We start from the raw sequence: 18558 nt of genomic DNA on the forward strand, positions 1-18558 counted from the left end.
GTGACTGACACGACCCAGCCTTCCGTCCCCTTCCACACCCCGGTGCCCGGCCCCGCAGCAGATCCGGGCCTCGATGCCTGGCGCAAGCTGCCGATCGCGCAGCAGCCGAGTTGGTCGGGTACCCCGGAACACGGCCGGGCCGTTGCCGAGCTGGCGTCGTTGCCGCCGCTGGTGTTCGCCGGCGAGGTCGACATCCTCCGCGAACGCCTCGCCGCCGCGGCCCAGGGCCACGCCTTCCTGCTCCAGGGCGGGGACTGCGCCGAGACCTTTGCGGCCGCCACGGCCGATCGCATCAGCGCCCGCGTCAAGACGATCCTGCAGATGGCCGTGGTGTTGACCTACGGCGCATCGATGCCGGTGGTGAAGATGGGACGCATGGCCGGGCAGTTCGCCAAGCCGCGCTCCTCCGATTCCGAGACCCGCGACGGCGTGACGCTTCCGGCCTTCCGCGGGGACATCGTCAACGGCTTCGAATTCACCCCCGAGTCCCGCCGACACGATCCGGGACGCATGGTCAAGGCGTACAACACGTCGGCGGCCACCCTCAACCTCATCCGCGCCTTCACCCAGGGCGGGTTCGCGGACCTGCGCAGCGTCCACAACTGGAACAAGGGCTTCCGCGCCAACCCCGCACACGCCCAGTATGAGTCGCTGGCGGCCGAGATCGACCGGGCCGTGCGCTTCATGGACGCCTGCGGTGCCGACTTCGATGCGCTGAAGACCACCGAGTTCTTCGCCAGCCACGAGGCGCTGCTGCTCGACTACGAACGCTCCCTCACGCGCACCGATTCACGCACCGGCCAGCCCTATGACACCTCCGGCCACTTCCTGTGGATCGGGGAACGCACGCGCCAGCTCGATGGCGCACATGTGGACTTTCTGTCGCGGGTCCGCAATCCGCTGGGAGTGAAGCTCGGGCCGAACACCACCGGTGAAGACGCCCTGGCACTGGTCGAGAAGCTGGACCCGAACCGCGAACCCGGCCGCCTGACCTTCATCACCCGCATGGGCGCCAAGAACATCCGCGAGAAGCTGCCGCCCATCGTCGAGAAGGTCACCGCTTCCGGAGCCCAGGTCCTGTGGGTCACCGACCCGATGCACGGCAACACCGTCACCAGCGAAAACGGCTACAAGACCCGCCGCTTCGACGATGTCATGGACGAGGTCCGCGGCTTCTTCGAAGTCCACAACTCCCTGGGCACCTATGCCGGCGGACTGCACGTGGAGATGACCGGCGACGACGTGGCCGAATGCCTCGGCGGTGCTGATCCGATCCGAGCCGACCAGTTCGACGACCTCTACGAATCGGTTTGCGACCCGCGCCTGAACCACCGGCAGTCCCTGGAGATGGCTTTCCTCGTCGCCGGCGCCTTGTCGGGACGCAAGCCGCGCACCGACTGACCAGCGGCAAAACCAAACGATGCGTCCCCGGCGGGATTGACCCCGTCGGGGCTGCGTCGTCCGGGATGCGGATGCGGCCTTACACCACGCCGAGCGTGATGGTTGAGCCCTCCGGCTGCTTGCTGCCGGACTTCGGGTCCTGGGTGGCAACGGTGTTGAAGATGATCCCGAAGCTGCTGGCATTGACCTTGACGTTGAATCCGGCCGCTTCGAGGATCTTGATCGCCTCGTCGCGCTGTTTGCCCCGGACCGAGGGAACCTCGATCATCTTCGGGCCCTTGGACACGGTGTAGGTCACCGTGGATTCCCGCTTGGCGGTGCCGGACGACGGCTCCTGCGAAATGACGGAGCCCTTGGCGACGTTCTTGTCGAACTCCTCGCCGCCATGATGCGCCTTCAATCCGGCGGACTCCAGCGCGTCCACTGCGTCCTGCTCCGGCCGCCCGGTGACATCCGGGACCTTGACCGGGGCGGGACCCCGGGATACGACATAGGAGATCGTGGTTCCCCGGCGGACCTGGCGGTCCGGGACGGGATCCTGCGAGACCACCAGGCCCGCGGCGATCGATTCGTTGTATTCCCGGGACACCGTGCCGACGGCGACGTGGGCGGCTTTCAGGGTCTTCTTCACGGAATCCTGGTCACGACCCACGACGTTCGGGACCGCAAAAAGCTCCGGACCTTTGGAGATCAGGAGCTCGACTGATTGGTATCGGCGGATGGTCGCGCCCGGTTCCGGTTCGGAACCGACCACCCGCCCCTTCTTGACCTCTTCGTCGAAGACCTGTCTTTGGGCGGATGTGACCCCTTCAGCCGCCAAGGCCTGGACGGCGGTGGCCGCCGGCTGGCCACTGAATTGCGGGATCTGCACCGGGGACCCGGGGCCCATGCCGAAAAACCACGCCGCGGTTCCCACCAGGGCCACCACGAGCAACAGCACGACGCCCAGGATCCATCCCCGCCGACGCGACGACGGCGATTCGAGGCTCTCCCGGGGTTTCTGGGCCTCCCGGGCCCACTGCCGCCGTGCCGCCTTCTCGGCTTTGCGCGCTTGGCGTTCGCTGGCCCGGGGCGAGAGTGTGCGGTGCTCGTCGGCAGTTGTGGTGTCGGGTGCAGGCACGACGGCGGTGAGTTGCCCCGTGGTGGTCGTTTGCCCGGGGCGGGGGATGGCGCGGGTGGCCCCGGCCGTGCCGATGACACTGGTGGCCTCCTCCTCCGGTCCGATGACCGCCGTGGCGTTGGCCGGCTCGACGCGATGCCCGAGGACCTCGGTCTGATCGGCGCCGGCGACGGCTGCGGCGCGACCTGTGGAGTCCTCGGCCACCATGGAACCCGATGCGGTGTTCGGAGGTTCGACGGCCGGATGGTCCAATTGGTCATCGGTCAACGTTCGTCGGATCTGCCGGATTTCTCCCAGAAGGGCCTCGGCGTCTTGGGGCCGGTCCTCCGGATCCCGGCGGGTGCAGAACTCGACGAGTTCATCCAGATCCGTGGCCAGGCCGGGCAGCACCGCCGATGGGGGCGGGACATCGCTGGTGACGTGCTGGTAGGCGACGGCGATCGGCGTGTCTGCGACGAAAGGCTGCCGGCCGGTAAGCATCTCGTAGGCCATGATGCCCAGTGCATAGATGTCGCTGCGCGCGTCCGCCGGGGCACCGGTTACCAGCTCCGGGGACACATAGGCGACGGTCCCGATGAGGTTCCCCGTTGACGTCTGATTGGTTGCCGCGCGGGCCAGCCCGAAATCCGCGACCTTGATTTGCCCGGAGTCCGAGAGCAGCACGTTCTCCGGCTTGATGTCCCGGTGCACCAGCCCCGCAGTATGCGCTGCCGCGAGACCTTCAACGATGGCATCGAGGAGGGCCAGTGATTGCCGGGGCGCTAGCCGTCCTTGGTCTCGGAGGAGTTGGCGCAGCGTATGGCCCCTGACAAGTTCCATGGCCAGATAGGCGGTACTGCCGTCGACTCCGGTGTCCAGCACGCCGACGATGTGGGGGTGGGAGAAGCCTGCGGCGGTAATGGCCTCGGTACGGAAGCGTTCGACCAGTACGGGGTCCTCGGCGAGGTGTGGATGCAGCAGCTTTAGGGCCACGCTGCGTTCCAGCCGGATGTCCGTCGCCCTGTAGACGGTGGACATGCCGCCGACTGCCAACCGCTCGATTATGCGATAGCGGCCGTCAATCATCGTGCCCTGGATAGGGCTGGCTCCATGTTCACTCACCCCACGATGGTAGCCAGAAACCCGGACGATTCCGGGGACATACTGCCGGGGAGCCGAAATCGGCATCATCGGATGGGGACGGTCTTGGCAGTGCCGGAAGCGAGGAAGGCGTCGAGCACTAGACGGCACCCGACTGCCTGCTTAACAAGCCGGAGGGAGCGAATCCGTGGATTCACTCCCTCCGTACGGCTTGAGGTCCTGCGCCTACGAAGCGCGTCGGGCCCGTGCGGCACGCCGCTTCAGGGCGCGGCGCTCGTCCTCGCTCATGCCGCCCCAGACGCCGGCGTCTTGGCCGGACTCGATGGCCCATTGAAGGCAGGTATCGATGACAGGGCAGCGGCGGCAGACGCTCTTTGCCTCTTCGATCTGGAGCAAGGCCGGACCGGTGTTTCCCACGGGGAAGAACAGCTCGGGGTCTTTGTCCAGGCAGGCTGCGCGACTACGCCAATCCATGCTCTTTGTTGCTCCTTGGGGCTAGATGTCAGGGAACGACCCACGACGGAGAGTCCGGTTAGTGGGGCGGTGGCAGCACAAAAGGGAGCATCAAACCATGCTCCCGTGCAACTGCCTAATAAGGTTTTCATGTTACCTGTACGTAAACAAGGGGTGGACGGGAACTATTCGCCGTATTGGCGTGAGGTTTTCGTCACAGACGGTTGTGCTGGAAGGCGGGGTTTTACGGGCGTTGGCTGGTCGCGGGATGCGGGAGGAGCCCGGGCTGACGCTTGGGAGGCGGAGGCGCCGTCGAGTAGATTCGAGCATGTGAGTTCCTCGAATGCCGCTGGCGAGCAGCCGGATGGCCCTACCGCATTGCCCCCTCGGCCGGCGTCAATCGTCGTCGTGTTTGTCCTGTTGCTTCTCGAGGCGATTGCCACCCTGGGGGCGGCGGCGTGGTACGCGACGTCGTTGGGCACCGAGGGCCCACTGTCCCTGGGCGGTCGCATCTTCATGCTCGCGTTGATCGTAGGTGCGGCGGCCTGGCAGTCGAATGTCGCCGTCCAGGTCTTCCAGGGGCACGCCTGGACGCGGGCCGCCGCGTTGGTGTGGCAGGTCTTCCAAGTCATTTTTGCCGTGTCATTTCTTGGTGCGGGTGGATGGGCGCTGGTCCTCGGAATTTCCCTGCTGGCTCCGGCCGCGGCCGTCATGCTTCTGACCTTCGATCCGAAGGCCACGGAGTATTTCGGGGATCGCGTGGTCCGCTCCTAGCCTGGAGCGGCTTCTCCAGCGTCGACCTGTGCGCATTGCGCATGTACCAACCTGCCGTGGATCATGGCGAGGGCTCGTCCGGGACGTTCCCGCCGGTGCGGCTGAACCCGCCAGCCGGGGACATCGCCATCTGCTGCTTGACGGGGATTGAGCAGGAGAAACGCATTGGCCGGCAACATCCGTGCGGCCGCTGGAAGACGAATCAGTCCGGATCGTTCCGGGCCGGCCGACATCACGACGTGCGTTCCCGCGCGGATCATTGCCTCCACCGTCGCCAGGTGAACATCTGATAGGTCCAAGACGTCATCCAGAAGCAGGACATCCGGTGCCGGGCGGCCCGGTTCCAGTCGATGGGAAACGTCGACAAGCCCTCGGAGCTGGTGCGCCAACAGCCTGATCAAACTGGTTTTCCCGGATCCGGGACCGCCGAGAACCATGCCGACGGCCCCGGGTTCCCAGACCCAGGCACGGTTGTCCGGTCCAATGACTGCGATGGGATATCGGCCGCGGCCCGCACGTGCGTGTGCCAGCGCGGCAGCGCGCGTGCGTTCGGGCAGCGGGAGGCTCCTCCTGACCGGAAGCTCCGCAGCCGGCCCGGCCGTGTCGGGACTCGAAGGTGGGGGCGTGCAGAGTTGGACGATGGCTCCTTGCTCATCGGTATCTGGACCAGTCCATACGGACCGACCAGCCAAGGGAGCGGTGTTGCGGAGCCTTGGCCAGCCCATCGTGGTTTCCGGTCCGAGACCAAAACGAAGGTAGAGCCGATGCTCTGCCAGCGCATAGTAGCGAGACGACATCAGGTCCCGGTCCCCGATGACGACGAGGCAGGCATTCCGCTGTCCAGCGGATCGAGCCAGGGCAGCCAGCCGGTCATCGAGTGCGGCGAACTCGGAGGCTCCCAGGGCAGCGGACCACGCTGCCAAACCGCTGACCACCAGGACGCGGGTGGCAGTCCTTTCCGAAAGGGATTCGGCTCCGACGTCGTAAACATCCAACAGCTCCGAGACCCGTTCTGGTTCGGCAGCGCCGACGTAGCCGGCGACGCGGGGAAGCTTGGCGACTGGCGAGAAGGATGCGGTACCGTCCAACACGTATGCATGTCGTTCGGGCTCCTCCCTGGCCAGGGCCTGCAGCACGCGCAGCAGTGCCGCCGGAGCAGCGCTGCCGGGACCGGCAACGATCGCCAGCCTGCGCTGCTTCTCCGGGTGCCACCACAGGGGGGCCAGTCGCTGGTTCTCGATGTCATCGACCAGGCCCAGGGCAATGGCACTGCCAGGTTGTTGCCGTCGTAGGCGACCGGGGATGAAATGCAATTCAGCTGGCAGCGGTGGGGCGAATGCGGCAACCGGCATGGGGGGTGGGGGAAGGTTTGACGTCAACGCCGCCAGGTCCATCGCAGTAGACGTCGACTGGGCCAGTTGGCCATGAAGCGTCGCCACGGTCTGGCAGTCCTGGAACCCCGGGCCGATCTCCTGGATCTTCCAGGATGGATTGCGTTGGTCAACGGTTATGGAGCGGAAGTGCCGGAGCTGTTCACCGGCCCGCCGTATGAACCCGGCACCCGGTGTTGACACGGGGATCTCGGCAGCCACCGAGGACCCTAGTAGTTCTTGGGAATCGCTCGGACTGAGCAACCGAAGCGAGATGACGGAATTGATGTTGGCGCGCATGGAGGCGGTCACAACTCCTTGCGGTCGCTGGGTCGATAGCAAGAGATGCACGCCTAGCGAACGCCCGACAGTGGCGATGCGCATGAGTTCCTGTACGGCGTCGGGTAACTCGTCGGAGAGGATGCGGAATTCGTCGACGATGACAAGTAACCGGGGGAGTGGCGGTGCTCCCGCGCAGGCGAAACCGCGATATCGGGGGTAGTCCTCGACGTTGGCTTCCTTGAAGAGGGATTCCCGACGCCTGAGTTCGACCCTCAGACCCGCCAGGACCCGTTCGCCGGATTCCACGTTCAAATCCGTGACGAGGCATTGGCAGTGTGGGGTCTCGGCGTAGGGGCCCAACGTCGATCCCCCCTTGAAGTCGAGCAGCACCAAGGCGAGCTGGTCTGGGCCGTAACGGTGCAACAGGTCCCTGGTCATGGCTTTGAGAAGTTCGGATTTTCCCGACCCCGTCGTCCCGGTGACAAGCACGTGCGGTCCGTCTCTAACGAAATCGAGTTCGCATCTCCCGTCGGCGGATTGGCCGATGCGGCAGTGGAGGGCCGACTCGCTGGAGTCGCTCCAGACGGGCACTGGCAAGTAATCGGCTGGCGAACCGTCTGAGCCGGCGAACAAACCGCCATGGTTGGTGGGTCTCGACCCCGTGGGAATCTCGGGTTCCGAGGCGACCGCAATGCCAGCCATGGTTGAACGCGAAATCCCATCCAAGTTGACGCAAATTACCCGGTCGGCGGCACGAAAAGTGGACGCGGTGGTATCGATTATCCAATCCGCCATGTCATGTTGGGCGACGCCTGTCAGGATGATGCTGGGACCGATCCTGCCAGGGGCAGGGGCCCTGGCCTGCGACACCAGGCGGTTCGGATCCGTGAGCCCGGGCATTGCGATGACCACCGATCCCGGCGGCAAGGATTCGAACGCGATCTGGGCATCGGCCAAGTCAGGACATGCCTGAACGCCAGGCAGGTATCGGGCTTCGGCCGGCAGTAAGTCGGTTCTGCCTACGATGACGAGTGACGAGTTGGCGCTCGCGCAGGAAGTGGAAAGTTGAAGGACCGCGGCGCGGATGACAGAGCCGAGCATTCCTCCCGCTCCCGCGAGTAGTCCGAGGCCTCCCGGCGCGACGCTGGCGATGACCGGACCGGGGACGGGCAGGATTTGCGGGCCGCGGTAGGTTGGCGGATCGATGTCAAGTGGAGGCATGACCCGGCCCGAACCCAAGCGAAGCGGATGCGTCGGCGGAGCAACGGGTTCGCCGGCAAGACGAGCGCCGCTTGTTGGGCGGGTACTCCGGAGCATGCAGAGCCCGACCGGTGGGACCCACGTGTCGACCCCGGAGACCAGATCTGCGGAGACGGTCCGGATGTGGCGGCGCAATTTCCGGCGGCCCACCAGCTCGTTGGTGGCTGGAACTCCCCCGGTGACCAGTCCGAGTGCACTGAATGCCAGAAAGATCCATGACCCGAGGGTCAGTGCCAAGACGATGCCGATGGCTAAGGGAAGAATCGCTGTCGTCATGGCCAGCCATGGCCTGCTTGTGGCGGACGTTCCGCGCAGCGTGGTCACCGGCGGCGGCCAGACGGGTCGTACCGGCGTTCTGGCATCGTGCCCCAGCGAGTGAACCGGGCAAATGCGAAACGTCGTCTCTCCCAAAACGAATTCGTCCCCAATACCGAGAAATTGTGGTCCGTTCCGGCCCGCCCGAGCGGCTCCGGGGGAGCCGGCAGAGGTCCGGACCAACGCTATGGAAGTCTGGTCGACGATTATGTCTGCGTGGTGCCGCGACAAGGCTGGATCCGACGCGCGCAGATCGCAATCACTTCTACCGATCGAATAGCAACCCCGAGTGAGGTTGAGACGCTGTCCGCAATCCGGGCCCTTGACAGCGACCAGCATCACCTCGGTCGCCAGTGAACCCGATTCGGTGGAACGTCTGAAGGGGGTCAGCGTCAACATTCCGTGGTCAGGAAGCTCCCCCAATTCTCCGAGCGGCACATCGCCGTCCGGCCACAGATCGTCGTGGCCAAGTTCCGCCAAGGCCCCGGATAGCGCTGTCCCGCTGAGTCCCGCGGGGCCGTGGACCTCGAAATATGACGTGGGCGGGACCTCGAAATCGTCACTTGGCCACGGGACAACGGCAACATGCAGTGTCATAGACGTCCTCCTTGCTCGCAGCTCTGACTAGGGCCAAGGCTAGTGGCCATACACAAGAAATGTAGCCAAGGTTCTAGGGCTGTGGAAAACGCGAACGGAGATTATCCACACGTCGGTGTAACCGCTTGTTTGGCGCGGAGAGGGTCGGTAGTGTCGCAGGTGTTGTCCCAGCCGCGGACGCCAAGGGCGCTGGGCCCATGCCATTCAATGCCTGGAGATGAAGGTGGACGGTCAACGCATCATCGAGGATGACGTGCGGGAGCGCGTACGCCGCCGCGGGCTGGATCCCGCCGAGCACGTCATGGAGGTCCGACGGATTGTGGACGTGGCGGTCCGGGACTATGACGAGCGTTCCCTCTTGGAGGGGCTGCCTAGACTCGGCCAACTGGACGAAACCGGTCGTGCTGTTTTCGACGCGGTCGCCGGTTTCGGACCGCTCCAGCCGCTTTTGGACGATCCTGAAGTCGAAGAGATCTGGATCAATTCACCGGTCAAGTCCCCGAATGCGTTTCATCCCGCCTAAGCTGGCAGCATGGCCCCCAAAACGACCGCTTGCGGCATCTACGCCCGTATCTCCCGAGACGACGACGGGACCGCGCTAGGCGTCACCCGGCAGCTCGAGGACTGCACCGCCGAAGCCGAACGCCGCGGCTGGCCGATCACCCAGACATTCGTGGACAACGACGTCAGCGCGTCCCGTGGCACCCCCCGCCCCGAATACCTGGCACTCATCGCCGCCATAACCGCCGGCGAAGTAGACGCCTTGATCGTATGGGATATTGACCGGCTCACCCGCACCCCGTCGGAGCTCGAAACGTTCATCGACCTAGCAGACCGGCACGGCGTGGCCCTCGCATCCGTCGGCGGAGAAATCGACCTAGCTACCCCACAGGGTAGGCTCACGGCACGCATCAAGGGCAGCGTAGCCCGGCACGAGGTAGAGCAGGCGTCACGCCGCCTCAAGCGAAAGTTCCAGGCGTCGGCAGCGGCCGGCCTGCCCCACGGCATGATTCCCTTCGGGTACCGGCGGGAACGCATCGTCGACGAGAAGGGGCACGACGTGGGAAGCCGTGACGTCATAGAGCCCACGGAGGCGGCAGCACTGCGGGAGGTGTACCGGCGCATCATTGCGGGGGAGTCGCTGCGGTCGGCGGCTAAGTACCTGAACGGGCTAGGGTTGACCACGAAACGGGGCAACCCGTGGCAGGGCGCCGTGGTGGGCCGAATGCTGCGGAAGCACCGCTACGTCGGCTTGCGGACGCACCAGGGCGAAGTGGTGGGGCCGGGGAACTGGGAACCCATCGTCGACGCGGATACGTTCGACCGTGCCGTCGCCGTGCTGACCACCCCGGGCCGCATTCATTCCCGCGGCGTGGAAGGGAAGTACCTAGGGAGTGGCCTGTACCGTTGCGGCCGCTGCGGGGCAGGTATGCGCCCGATCGTCAACCGGGAGCAGGAGGGCAGCTACCGGAAGCCCGCCTACGGTTGCCCGTCGTGCATGAGGCTCACGCGGAAGATGGAACCCGTAGACGAAGTGGTGGAAGCGGTGATCGTTGCCCGGCTCGAAGACCCCGCCCTGTTGGAGTTCATCAGCGACGACCCCGGCGCACTGGCGGAAGCCGTCGGCGCCCGTGACGCGGTGTTGGCCCGGATGGATGCCGGCGCGGACGCGTTCGCCGCGGGGACCATGACGGCCCGGCAGCTCGCCCGTGTGAATGAGTCGCTAGGTGTGCAGCTCGAAGCCGCAGAACGGCAGGTCAAGGCGTTGCAACCGTCGGGGAGCTTGGAGGGGATCACCGGCCCGGATGCGGCGAAGGCATGGGCAGGGCTCACGCTCGAGCGGCGCCGGGAGGTGTTGCGCACCCTGGCGACGGTGACCATCCTCCCCACGGGGCCGGGAGTGCCGTTCTCGCCGGAGCATGTGCGTGTGGAGTGGAACGCGTAGCCGAGTCGCAATAACCCGACCTTGCCCCGGTTTCGATAATGCGACCGTTTGTGAGACTCGCACGCCGCGGATTCATGCGGGCTGGATCTTCCGTTTCGGTGTCGCACCGGACCAACGTTTTCGAGACGGCCGACACGGGCCGCGGGCGGGCCTTGTTTGGTAACGGGAAGGTAACGATTAGCTCGCAACCTAGGCCGATCCACGCACAGTGGACAGCTTTGGATAGCTCTGCACTCGTCTATGCACAGAGCCTGTGGATAACGTCCTTGGTGATTCATGCATAGTGCTGCACAGTTGTCATAAGAGCACGATTCCCCCGGGAGAAACCGCTAAGAATCAGACCGGGGGAACCGAAGCCAGAGACGGCGCCAACCGTCACGGGCATTGCTTGTAACAGCCATCCGCCAAGACAGAGGTACAAGCCATGACAGCCCCAACAGAGGACCATCCACTACTCACTATCGCAGACGTGGCGAAACGCTACAACGTCAGCGTCTCAACCATCTACCGCCGCATCAAAGACGGAACGCTCACGACCTACAACGTCGGTCCTCGAGCAACACGCGTAGATGCATCAGAAGCCGCCGCAGCATTCCGGCGGTGACCCCGTGGCCCACGCGAACACCGCAGCCCGCCCGACACTCGCCGAGTACGTCGCCCGTACGATCGCCCAGGCTCCACCGCTCACCCCGTCGCAGCTCACAAAGCTAGGCGCACTCATCCGCGGTGGCAGCAAGTGAGCCGCCGGCCGCCGGCCCCCGACCATCGGGCCCTCATCGACCATGCTCTAGTGCTCGTCGTCGACGTCCCAACGGAGGACGGGCACCATACGCGCCGCTCAACCTATTTCTCACTCCCCGCAGCAAATAGGGCCCTCGACAGGGCAACCATGCGGGGACAGGTGGCATCCGTCATCCTCGCCCGCCTAGTACCCGTGGACGGTGGTGGCGACCTTGGATGATGCCCAGTTCATCGGCACCTACAAGCGGGCCCACAGCATCTACACGCAGGGTTACGAGCGCGGCTATCACGTCGGGCACCAGGACGGGTATAGGGCAGCCGGAGACGGCGCCGAACTCGCCGCCCGGGCCTTCATCGCCCTAGACGCAGCAAACGCGCACAGCAGGACGCATGTAGCCGACACGGTGCAATCCCTCGACGTGCCCCGCTTCCGCGACCGGCCGATGCCGACACCAACCATTCGCACCATTCCCACCCTCGCCCAGTTCATGAGTGGACTAGAGCGCGGGGGATGGATCACCAGCCGCCAGGAGGCCGCCGCGTGAGCTCCAACCTAGAGCCCCTGACCGAATACGAGTACGCCGGCCCCGGAACGCCCGAGGACGTGCCCGAGGAAGTCCCCACGTCATGGAAGCCCATCGACCTGACCGCCCACGTCGCCGGGAACTTTGCAGCCCTCGAGCCGTCCATCATGCGCCGCAATGACGGCCACTACCTGTTGTACCCGGGGAAGGTGCACACCCTCCAAGGGGAGAGCGAATCAGGCAAAAGCATGATCGCCCAGGCGGAAACAGCCCAGCAGATCAAAGGCGGGAAGCGGTGCCTTTACATCGACTTTGAATCGGACGCTGAAACAGTGGTCGATCGCCTAATGAAGATGGGCGCGACAGGCCCGCAGATCCTCGAAAGCCTCGACTACATCAACCCCGATTGCGACCCGCTTAGCTACCCGGACGAGCGCCAGTCATGGGCAGCCATTCTGCGGACCAGCTACACCCTGGCCGTCATCGACGGAGTCACCGAAGCATTCGCAGTGTTCGGCGTGAAGTCCATAGACAACGACGAGGTCACCCGGTGGGGTCGCATGGTTCCCCGTCAGTTGGCATCCTCCACGGGAGCCGCAACCGTAGTGGTCGATCACGTCACCAAATCATCAGAGGGCCGCGGGCGGTTCGCCATTGGGGCACAGTCCAAAATGAGCTACCTCACCGGGGCAAGCTACGGCGTCGAAGTCATTTCACCTATCGGCGTGGGTATGAAAGGCCGTCTTGCGCTGCGGGTAGGAAAGGACCGACCCGGCCGCGTTCGCCCCATATCGGGGGAGTGGCGCAAGTCAGACCGGACGCAGGAAGCCGCCGTTGTGGTGATCGACTCCACCGACACGGCACGCATCGTTTACGGGCTCTACGCACCCGACGAGAAGCCGCAAGCGACAGACCGGCACGCCGAACTCATGGAGACGGTATCCAAAGCCGTTGAGGACGCGCCCAAGCCGCTATCGTTCCGCGGCATCACAAAGGTGGTCAGTGGGCAGGAAGCCCGGATCCGGGAAGCCATTTCAGCACTGGTCGCCGAAGGATTCATTTACACCACGGACGAGGCGCGGAACGCGCAACACCACCACATCCTCAAACCGTACCGAGTGCAGCCCGAGACGACCGTCTCTGTCTCCCGTACTAAAGATACGGGACGGGAGACAGTCAACGGAGACAGTCAGAGTGTCTCCGGCGACGGTGGGGCGACAGTCGGAGACGCAGCGACACTCAATTTCCAGAACCAGGAGACAGCATCATGACGACCCCCGAACTAGACCGGCTCAACGCGACCTTGGAACGCCTCGCCACCGTCCTAGAAGCGACCCTCATCATGCAGGACACCACCGGGCAGCACTCGAGCTACCTATTCACCCGGGAGGACCAATGACCACCGAGGCGCCCACCCCGCCGGCCGACTGGACGCCCCCGAAGTGGGTAGCCCAGTTCACCAAACGCGACCTGCAATGGCTCGCCGTCCAACTACAGGACCGGCAGCACGAAGCCCGCAACCGGGCCACCCTCGCAGAATCCCGCCTAGCCGTCCTCGAAGCCCAGGAGACAGCATGACCACCCGGCAACCCAAGCCCGGCAGCAAAGCCGCCCGCATCGTCGAACTACACGGCCAAGGGCTCAACACCCGCGACATAGCCGACAAGGTAGGGACCAGCGTCGCCGCCGTAAACGCCCGACTAGGTGACTACGGACTCAAAGCCCACCAAAAACCCGCACCCCGGCCCACCACCGAGGACAACACCGCCGCCCTATGGAACTACCTCGACCACCGCCGCCAAGAACTACAGCGCGAAGTCGCCTACTGGAAAGCCCGGGCCATGCGCCTACAGCTCACCGCAGCCGACGGGACCGAAGAACCAGCCCTACCCACCACCCAGCCATGAACGGAGACAACATGCAGGCCACCCGAACCGACCAGACCGGATCCGCCGTTACGCGTGTGCACACGCCCGTTAGTGGAACGACCACACAAGAGGGCGACGTCACCGGAGCCGAGCGGGAACGCCTCGCCAACGGTTTCGGGAAGCGGCTACGCAGCTACCGGAGCGCGGTCCACATGACCCAGGCCGCCCTTGCGAAACGGGCCGGCGTATCCACGTCCACCATCAGCGCCTACGAGCAGGGAAAGAAACGCCCCGGAGAGACGACGGTAGCCGCTCTGGCCGTCGTTCTGGACTACGCCCACCCGTTGGGCGTCGCCGCCGATCTACGGGCCCTGGCGGGCGATTCATGGCGGCAGGGTAGGCAGTGGGCCAAGGGTGCCCCGCCAAGGCATCTACGCCCGGTTGAGGCGCGGAAGATCCTACGGCGGGCAGAGAGCGACTTGCAGACCGCCCGGCAGCTCGCCGCCAAGTACCCGACGCCCCACATGCAGGGATACGCCGACGATGCCCGGCAGCGCGTCCGCAACGCACGGGAAGACGTGGCAAGGGCCGACGCCCTCGCCGCCCGAACCAAATAGACCACCGCCCGGCACAAGCCGGGAGGACAACCGAAGGAGAACCGCCACCATGGCGAACATCAGCATCAACTCAGACCAGCTCCGAAAGACCATCACCGACGCAGAGGACCTCGAGGCACTGAAGGCGGAACTGCAGAAGATCCTCGACGACGCGGGGGATCCGGAAGAGCCCACCCGTGGGCAGTTCGAGGCCATGAACTACGCCGATAAGGCCGCATTGTTCAAGCGGAACCCGGACTTGTACCGGAAGTACACGGACGGCAAGTAACCACCACGGCGGGCCCACCCCGGGCCCGCCACCACCACCACAGCAAGGAACCACATCATGACCAGCACGACCGACCACATGGACACCGCCGAAGCCGAAGCACGGGCCGCAGCCCAGCAGGAAACCGACCTCGAGCGCCGCGTACTCGAAGGCGACGACACCGTTACCGCCCAGGAACTCGAGCACGCCGCCGCCGGCTCACGGCTGGCCCGCCTACGGGCCACCGCGGCACGCAACCGCAAGGCCAAGGCCGAACGGCAGGAACAGGCAACGAAGGACAAAGCAGCCCGGGAGGCATGGGCCAAGGTCAAGGCTTCCGGGGCCGCGGAACACGCCCGCATCACGGAAGCCGCCGACCAGCTCGCCGCCGACGTCGCGGCAGCGGTGGAGAAGTTCGGGGCCGCCGTCGCCGCCCGTGACGAGGCCGCCCGGGACGTGATCGCCACGGCCAAGGCGGCAGGCGCCCCGGTGATCCAGCCCTACGACCGGGAAACACCCCGCCCCGCGCTCTATGTCCACCCGGCGGCCGGCGGGAACACGCTCATGATCGACGGCGCCCAGGCGGTCACGGACGGGCCCGGCCCCATCATGAACCGGATCATCCGCGACCACGTCACGGCACCGGCTGGCAAGGTGTCCGTGTTGGGCCGGTTGCTGGCGGACTACCGCTAACCCCACCATCTCCCGGGGCCGGGAATCGCTCACCCGGCCCCGGGCCCTCATCCTCCCCATTCGACCGGAAGTAGGCTAGGCATCATGGCAGAGACAGAGCAGCAGCAGGCGGCAACGCTGGCCGAGCAGGTGGCAGCGTTGGGCGCATCCGTCGACGGCGTCTCGAAGGCGGGCCGGGCGTTCCTGGCAGGCGCGGAGACGGCGTTACGGGCGGTCGCTGGGGAGAAGTAGCCCCGATCATTCACGGGCCCCGCTGGCACATGCTGGCGGGGCCTTTGCCGTGTCGCAATAACGGTGGTGTGGTGCGACGTGTCGCGGTCGCTGTCGCGGTGCTTCATGTGTCGCGGATTGTCGCACCTAAGCGTGTCTTGAAATCCCGTCGCATAATGTGTATTCTCATATCCAAGAGCAACACGGGAAATTGAGAAACAGGGAGCGCACACCATGGCACGCATCGGATACGCCCGAGTCAGCACCACCGACCAGGACGCAGCACTACAGCACGCAGCACTGACCGACTGTGACCGCGTGTTCACCGACGACGGCGTGAGCGGCACCAAGGCCAGCCGCCCCGAACTAGACGCCATGCTCGACCACCTGCGCCCCGGCGACACCGTCGTCATCTGGAAATTCGACCGCCTAGGCCGCAACACCAAGAATCTGTTGGACCTCATCGAAACCATCGAAGCCAAGGGTTGCGGTTTCGAGTCCGTGACGGAGCGCATCGACACCACGGGGCCCATGGGCCGCGCCATGCTGACCATCATGTCCGCATTCGCCCAGCTCGAGCGCGACCAGATCGTCGAACGCACCCGTGCTGGACTGGCCGAAGCCCGGAAGAACGGACGCCAAGGCGGACGCCCCCGCAAGGCCGACGCTCAAGACATTGCAGATGCACGGAAGTGGAAGGCAGAGGGCGACAGCGTCGACCGCATCGCCAAGCGGCTACAGGTCAGCCGCGCCACCGTCTACCGCTACCTGTCCGATACTGCCGACGCCTAACCGCACACCCCGCCCTGTAGGGGCCACACCACAAGAGAGAGCGAACACCCCCGTGATTGACCCAATCAAATGCCAGCCATGGTGCCAAGACGGCACCGGACACACGAACGAGCGGATCCCCGCGGATCAAACGTGCTTCCACGTGACCGACCCGATCGACCTAACCGTCGACGTCGTGAACCTCGAGGACGACGGCGTGCACCGCCGAACCATGGCCGCCGGCCTGTGGGAGTTCCCCGAGGTTGGGCAGACGACAGTGGAGCTCGACTATTGGGGAGGCAGCGCCGGCCGCTTCACCCTTGCCGAAGCCCGGGAGCTCCACACCCGTCTAGGGGCATTGCTGGCCCTCGCCGAGCAGTAGCCGGCACCACCGCGGCCCCGTCACCCATCACCGGGAGGCGGGGCCGTTTCGTTATCAACCAACCCCGAGATTGCGGCTCTTGTGGTGGCATGATTCAGCCATGGGGATATTGAGTCGACTGTTCAAGCGCACACCTGCCAACGCCACGGAACCGCCGCCAGATACGGCACCGCGACCAGCCGCCGAACCCGCGCCAGCCGCCGAACCCGCCCCACCCGCTGCGCCCGTGCCGCAGCCCGAAGGCAGGCAAGCTGACAGCCGAGCCGACTACTACGACCGGGAACGGGAACGCGCAGCCACCGCGGGTAAGACCGTGAAGCAGCTACGCGCCGGCTACCTGGGCACAGAGGACACGAAACAGGCGCTGGCCGACCTCAAAGCCGCCGGCGGCGAATTCCCCGACTTCCGGATCCGGCACACCAACAACGGCCTTGACCTTGCCCTACCCGACGGCCGCATCATCGACGCGATAAATACAGGCCTGCGCCACTGGAACATTTACGGGTGCCGCATCATGGGCACCAGCTACTACAAGGCCAGTGAAGCGAAGCGACGGGACGGCCAAGTCTTGGGCCTTAAACGCGAGCCGAACAATCCGCACGACTCAAACGCCGTTGCAATCACAACGGGAACAGCAGCCCGCACCATCGGACACGTGCGCAAAGGACAGGCCCGGTGGGTAGCCAAGGCGATGGACAGCGGCGTCACCCTCGAAGCGCGGGCCACTCGAGGCGGGACGTTCATCATCATCGCTACGCCCGAAGCCTGGCAGGCCATGAATGACCGGTGACGAACCGGGCCCGACTCTGGCCGACCGCACCAGGGCCCGTGACGCCCTCATATGGGAGTTGCACCAGCGCGGCCAATCCATGGCAGAGATAGCCGCCCGTGCCGGCTGTTCCGTCGGCACCGTTCACCGGACCGTCACCGCCCGCAGGAACGCGCACTAGCCCAGGAGGACCGAGGCGTTATGATCGCCACCATCATTGCCGCCGTAGTCAGCATCGCCGCAGCGCTCGTAGCCGCATGGCAGGCCAGCCGGGCCCGAAAGAGCGCCCAGATGCTCGACTCACGGGCTCACCGAATCGCCAGGATCGATGCCCAGATCGAAGAAATGCGGGATGCGTACCGGCAACTCATGCAGGCGTTCGGCGAAGACAACAGGGCAGCAGCCGCCGCGTGGGCCGAAGTGCTCGCAGTCAGCCAGGGCTCAACCGACGAACTCGCCAAAGCTTGCCGGAGCCTATCGACCCGATGGGTAGCTGGTGATCCCACGATGCGCAGGTTAGCCGCGATCATGGAGGGTATTGGAGGCGTCCCGCCAACCCGCAACGTGAGTGCAGAGTACAGGAAGGCGCAGGAAGCGTTGGCTGACAAACGGGAAGCCCTCACGACGGACTAGCGGACTCCCTGCGGGAGCTGTGGCCTTTGCTGACCCCCTGCCCCGAAGTTTCGCCACCGCCCCCGCTCTCCGTCCGCGATATGCCGACGCCAGTAGCCCGCCACGGTATCCGTGACAGGCTGGCGCAACCCGTCGCGTGGCCTTTGCAACGGTCGGCCCCCGGTAGGGCCATAAGTGAGAGTGTCAAACACCGGGCCGACGCTGGTTAGCGTCTAGGTCGGCAGGAACGACGCGGGCGGGTAGCTCGGAAACGGTCACAGGATGGGGGAGCCTGTGACCGCATCCCAGCACCCGCACAAGGCGGGCAGGGAGGGCCTAGAACGGCCCCGTAATCAGACTGGGGGAGTAGGCAAGGAAGTACACGACGAGGACGGCAGCGCAGCCCTGTAGCCGCTTCACAGCGTGCCTACGTTCGGGAAGTGGCGCAGGAATTCGGAGCGCTCATGTTCATCGCCGGACCACATCAGGTGTTCGGCGTGCAGAGTGTGGGGGAGCTCGAGCGCATC

Annotated in this window: 21 protein-coding genes and 1 pseudogene; 19 read left to right on the forward strand and 3 right to left on the reverse strand. The window is 65.4% G+C overall.

Annotated features, from left to right (window positions below; translation table 11 throughout):
* Positions 1–1401, forward strand: coding sequence for a class II 3-deoxy-7-phosphoheptulonate synthase (locus AC1MEQ_RS17210; RefSeq protein ID WP_479792458.1), 1401 nt, complete (start codon positions 1–3; stop codon positions 1399–1401).
* Between the two features lie 79 nt (positions 1402–1480).
* Here the strand turns inward: AC1MEQ_RS17210 and AC1MEQ_RS17215 are convergent, their stop codons facing one another.
* Both AC1MEQ_RS17215 and AC1MEQ_RS17220 read right to left on the reverse strand, forming a co-directional pair.
* Positions 1481–3622 carry a Stk1 family PASTA domain-containing Ser/Thr kinase gene (locus tag AC1MEQ_RS17215; RefSeq protein ID WP_479792460.1) on the reverse strand — a complete coding sequence of 714 codons (2142 nt, stop codon included), beginning with the start codon at positions 3620–3622 and terminating at the stop codon, positions 1481–1483.
* A gap of 204 nt (positions 3623–3826) precedes the next feature.
* Entirely contained in the window at positions 3827–4075 is a 249-nt protein-coding gene (locus tag AC1MEQ_RS17220) for a WhiB family transcriptional regulator (protein WP_086994524.1), read from the reverse strand.
* A gap of 309 nt (positions 4076–4384) precedes the next feature.
* On the opposite strand from AC1MEQ_RS17220, the gene AC1MEQ_RS17225 reads away from it, so the two are divergent.
* Entirely contained in the window at positions 4385–4828 is a 444-nt protein-coding gene (locus tag AC1MEQ_RS17225) for a hypothetical protein (RefSeq protein ID WP_479792462.1), read from the forward strand.
* On the opposite strand, the gene AC1MEQ_RS17230 is transcribed toward AC1MEQ_RS17225, so the two are convergent.
* Positions 4825–8652 carry an FHA domain-containing protein gene (locus tag AC1MEQ_RS17230; protein WP_479792463.1) on the reverse strand — a complete coding sequence of 1276 codons (3828 nt, stop codon included), beginning with the start codon at positions 8650–8652 and terminating at the stop codon, positions 4825–4827. The genes AC1MEQ_RS17225 and AC1MEQ_RS17230 overlap by 4 nt on opposite strands.
* A 217-nt stretch (positions 8653–8869) precedes the next feature.
* Between AC1MEQ_RS17230 and AC1MEQ_RS17235 the strand changes: the two are divergent.
* The 17 genes and pseudogenes from AC1MEQ_RS17235 to AC1MEQ_RS17315 all read left to right on the forward strand — a co-directional run.
* Positions 8870–9142 (forward strand): annotated as a pseudogene (locus tag AC1MEQ_RS17235) (CpaF family protein); the annotation flags it as partial.
* 42 nt (positions 9143–9184) lie between these two features.
* On the forward strand, positions 9185–10597 hold the full coding sequence (locus AC1MEQ_RS17240) for a recombinase family protein (protein WP_479792464.1): 1413 nt from the start codon (positions 9185–9187) through the stop codon (positions 10595–10597).
* Between the two features lie 424 nt (positions 10598–11021).
* A complete protein-coding gene (locus AC1MEQ_RS17245) occupies positions 11022–11201 on the forward strand; it encodes a helix-turn-helix transcriptional regulator (RefSeq protein ID WP_479792466.1) in 180 nt (59 codons plus the stop codon).
* Positions 11167–11337: a hypothetical protein gene (locus tag AC1MEQ_RS17250; protein WP_479796188.1), complete on the forward strand. Its 171-nt coding sequence runs from the start codon at positions 11167–11169 to the stop codon at positions 11335–11337. Before AC1MEQ_RS17245 ends, AC1MEQ_RS17250 begins: the two co-directional genes overlap by 35 nt.
* 213 nt (positions 11338–11550) lie before the next feature.
* The gene (locus AC1MEQ_RS17255) at positions 11551–11883 is read left to right on the forward strand and encodes a hypothetical protein (protein WP_479792468.1); all 333 of its coding nucleotides are present in this window, start codon (positions 11551–11553) and stop codon (positions 11881–11883) included.
* Complete coding sequence (locus tag AC1MEQ_RS17260; RefSeq protein ID WP_479792469.1) at positions 11880–13133, forward strand: AAA family ATPase; 1254 nt, start codon at positions 11880–11882, stop codon at positions 13131–13133. Before AC1MEQ_RS17255 ends, AC1MEQ_RS17260 begins: the two co-directional genes overlap by 4 nt.
* Complete coding sequence (locus AC1MEQ_RS17265) at positions 13130–13261, forward strand: hypothetical protein (RefSeq protein WP_479792471.1); 132 nt, start codon at positions 13130–13132, stop codon at positions 13259–13261. The genes AC1MEQ_RS17260 and AC1MEQ_RS17265 overlap by 4 nt, the downstream gene beginning before the upstream one ends.
* Positions 13258–13440, forward strand: coding sequence for a hypothetical protein (locus AC1MEQ_RS17270; protein WP_479792473.1), 183 nt, complete (start codon positions 13258–13260; stop codon positions 13438–13440). Before AC1MEQ_RS17265 ends, AC1MEQ_RS17270 begins: the two co-directional genes overlap by 4 nt.
* Positions 13437–13769 carry a hypothetical protein gene (locus AC1MEQ_RS17275; protein ID WP_479792475.1) on the forward strand — a complete coding sequence of 111 codons (333 nt, stop codon included), beginning with the start codon at positions 13437–13439 and terminating at the stop codon, positions 13767–13769. The genes AC1MEQ_RS17270 and AC1MEQ_RS17275 overlap by 4 nt, the downstream gene beginning before the upstream one ends.
* Positions 13770–13780: 11 nt before the next feature.
* Positions 13781–14347 (forward strand): helix-turn-helix transcriptional regulator, encoded by a 567-nt coding sequence (locus tag AC1MEQ_RS17280; RefSeq protein WP_479792477.1) that lies wholly within the window; start codon positions 13781–13783, stop codon positions 14345–14347.
* Between the two features lie 49 nt (positions 14348–14396).
* Entirely contained in the window at positions 14397–14615 is a 219-nt protein-coding gene (locus AC1MEQ_RS17285) for a hypothetical protein (protein WP_479792478.1), read from the forward strand.
* 57 nt (positions 14616–14672) lie between these two features.
* Complete coding sequence (locus AC1MEQ_RS17290; RefSeq protein WP_479792480.1) at positions 14673–15287, forward strand: hypothetical protein; 615 nt, start codon at positions 14673–14675, stop codon at positions 15285–15287.
* A gap of 84 nt (positions 15288–15371) precedes the next feature.
* Positions 15372–15518, forward strand: coding sequence for a hypothetical protein (locus AC1MEQ_RS17295; protein ID WP_479792482.1), 147 nt, complete (start codon positions 15372–15374; stop codon positions 15516–15518).
* 213 nt (positions 15519–15731) lie between these two features.
* Entirely contained in the window at positions 15732–16289 is a 558-nt protein-coding gene (locus AC1MEQ_RS17300) for a recombinase family protein (RefSeq protein WP_479792484.1), read from the forward strand.
* 142 nt (positions 16290–16431) lie between these two features.
* The gene (locus AC1MEQ_RS17305) at positions 16432–16650 is read left to right on the forward strand and encodes a hypothetical protein (RefSeq protein WP_479792486.1); all 219 of its coding nucleotides are present in this window, start codon (positions 16432–16434) and stop codon (positions 16648–16650) included.
* Positions 16651–16876: 226 nt separating this feature from the next.
* The gene (locus tag AC1MEQ_RS17310) at positions 16877–17440 is read left to right on the forward strand and encodes an HIRAN domain-containing protein (protein WP_479792487.1); all 564 of its coding nucleotides are present in this window, start codon (positions 16877–16879) and stop codon (positions 17438–17440) included.
* Positions 17441–17620: 180 nt separating this feature from the next.
* Positions 17621–18052 carry a hypothetical protein gene (locus tag AC1MEQ_RS17315; RefSeq protein ID WP_479792489.1) on the forward strand — a complete coding sequence of 144 codons (432 nt, stop codon included), beginning with the start codon at positions 17621–17623 and terminating at the stop codon, positions 18050–18052.
* Positions 18053–18558 lie beyond the last annotated feature (506 nt).

This window comes from Arthrobacter sp. ASL1 (genome assembly GCF_056680475.1).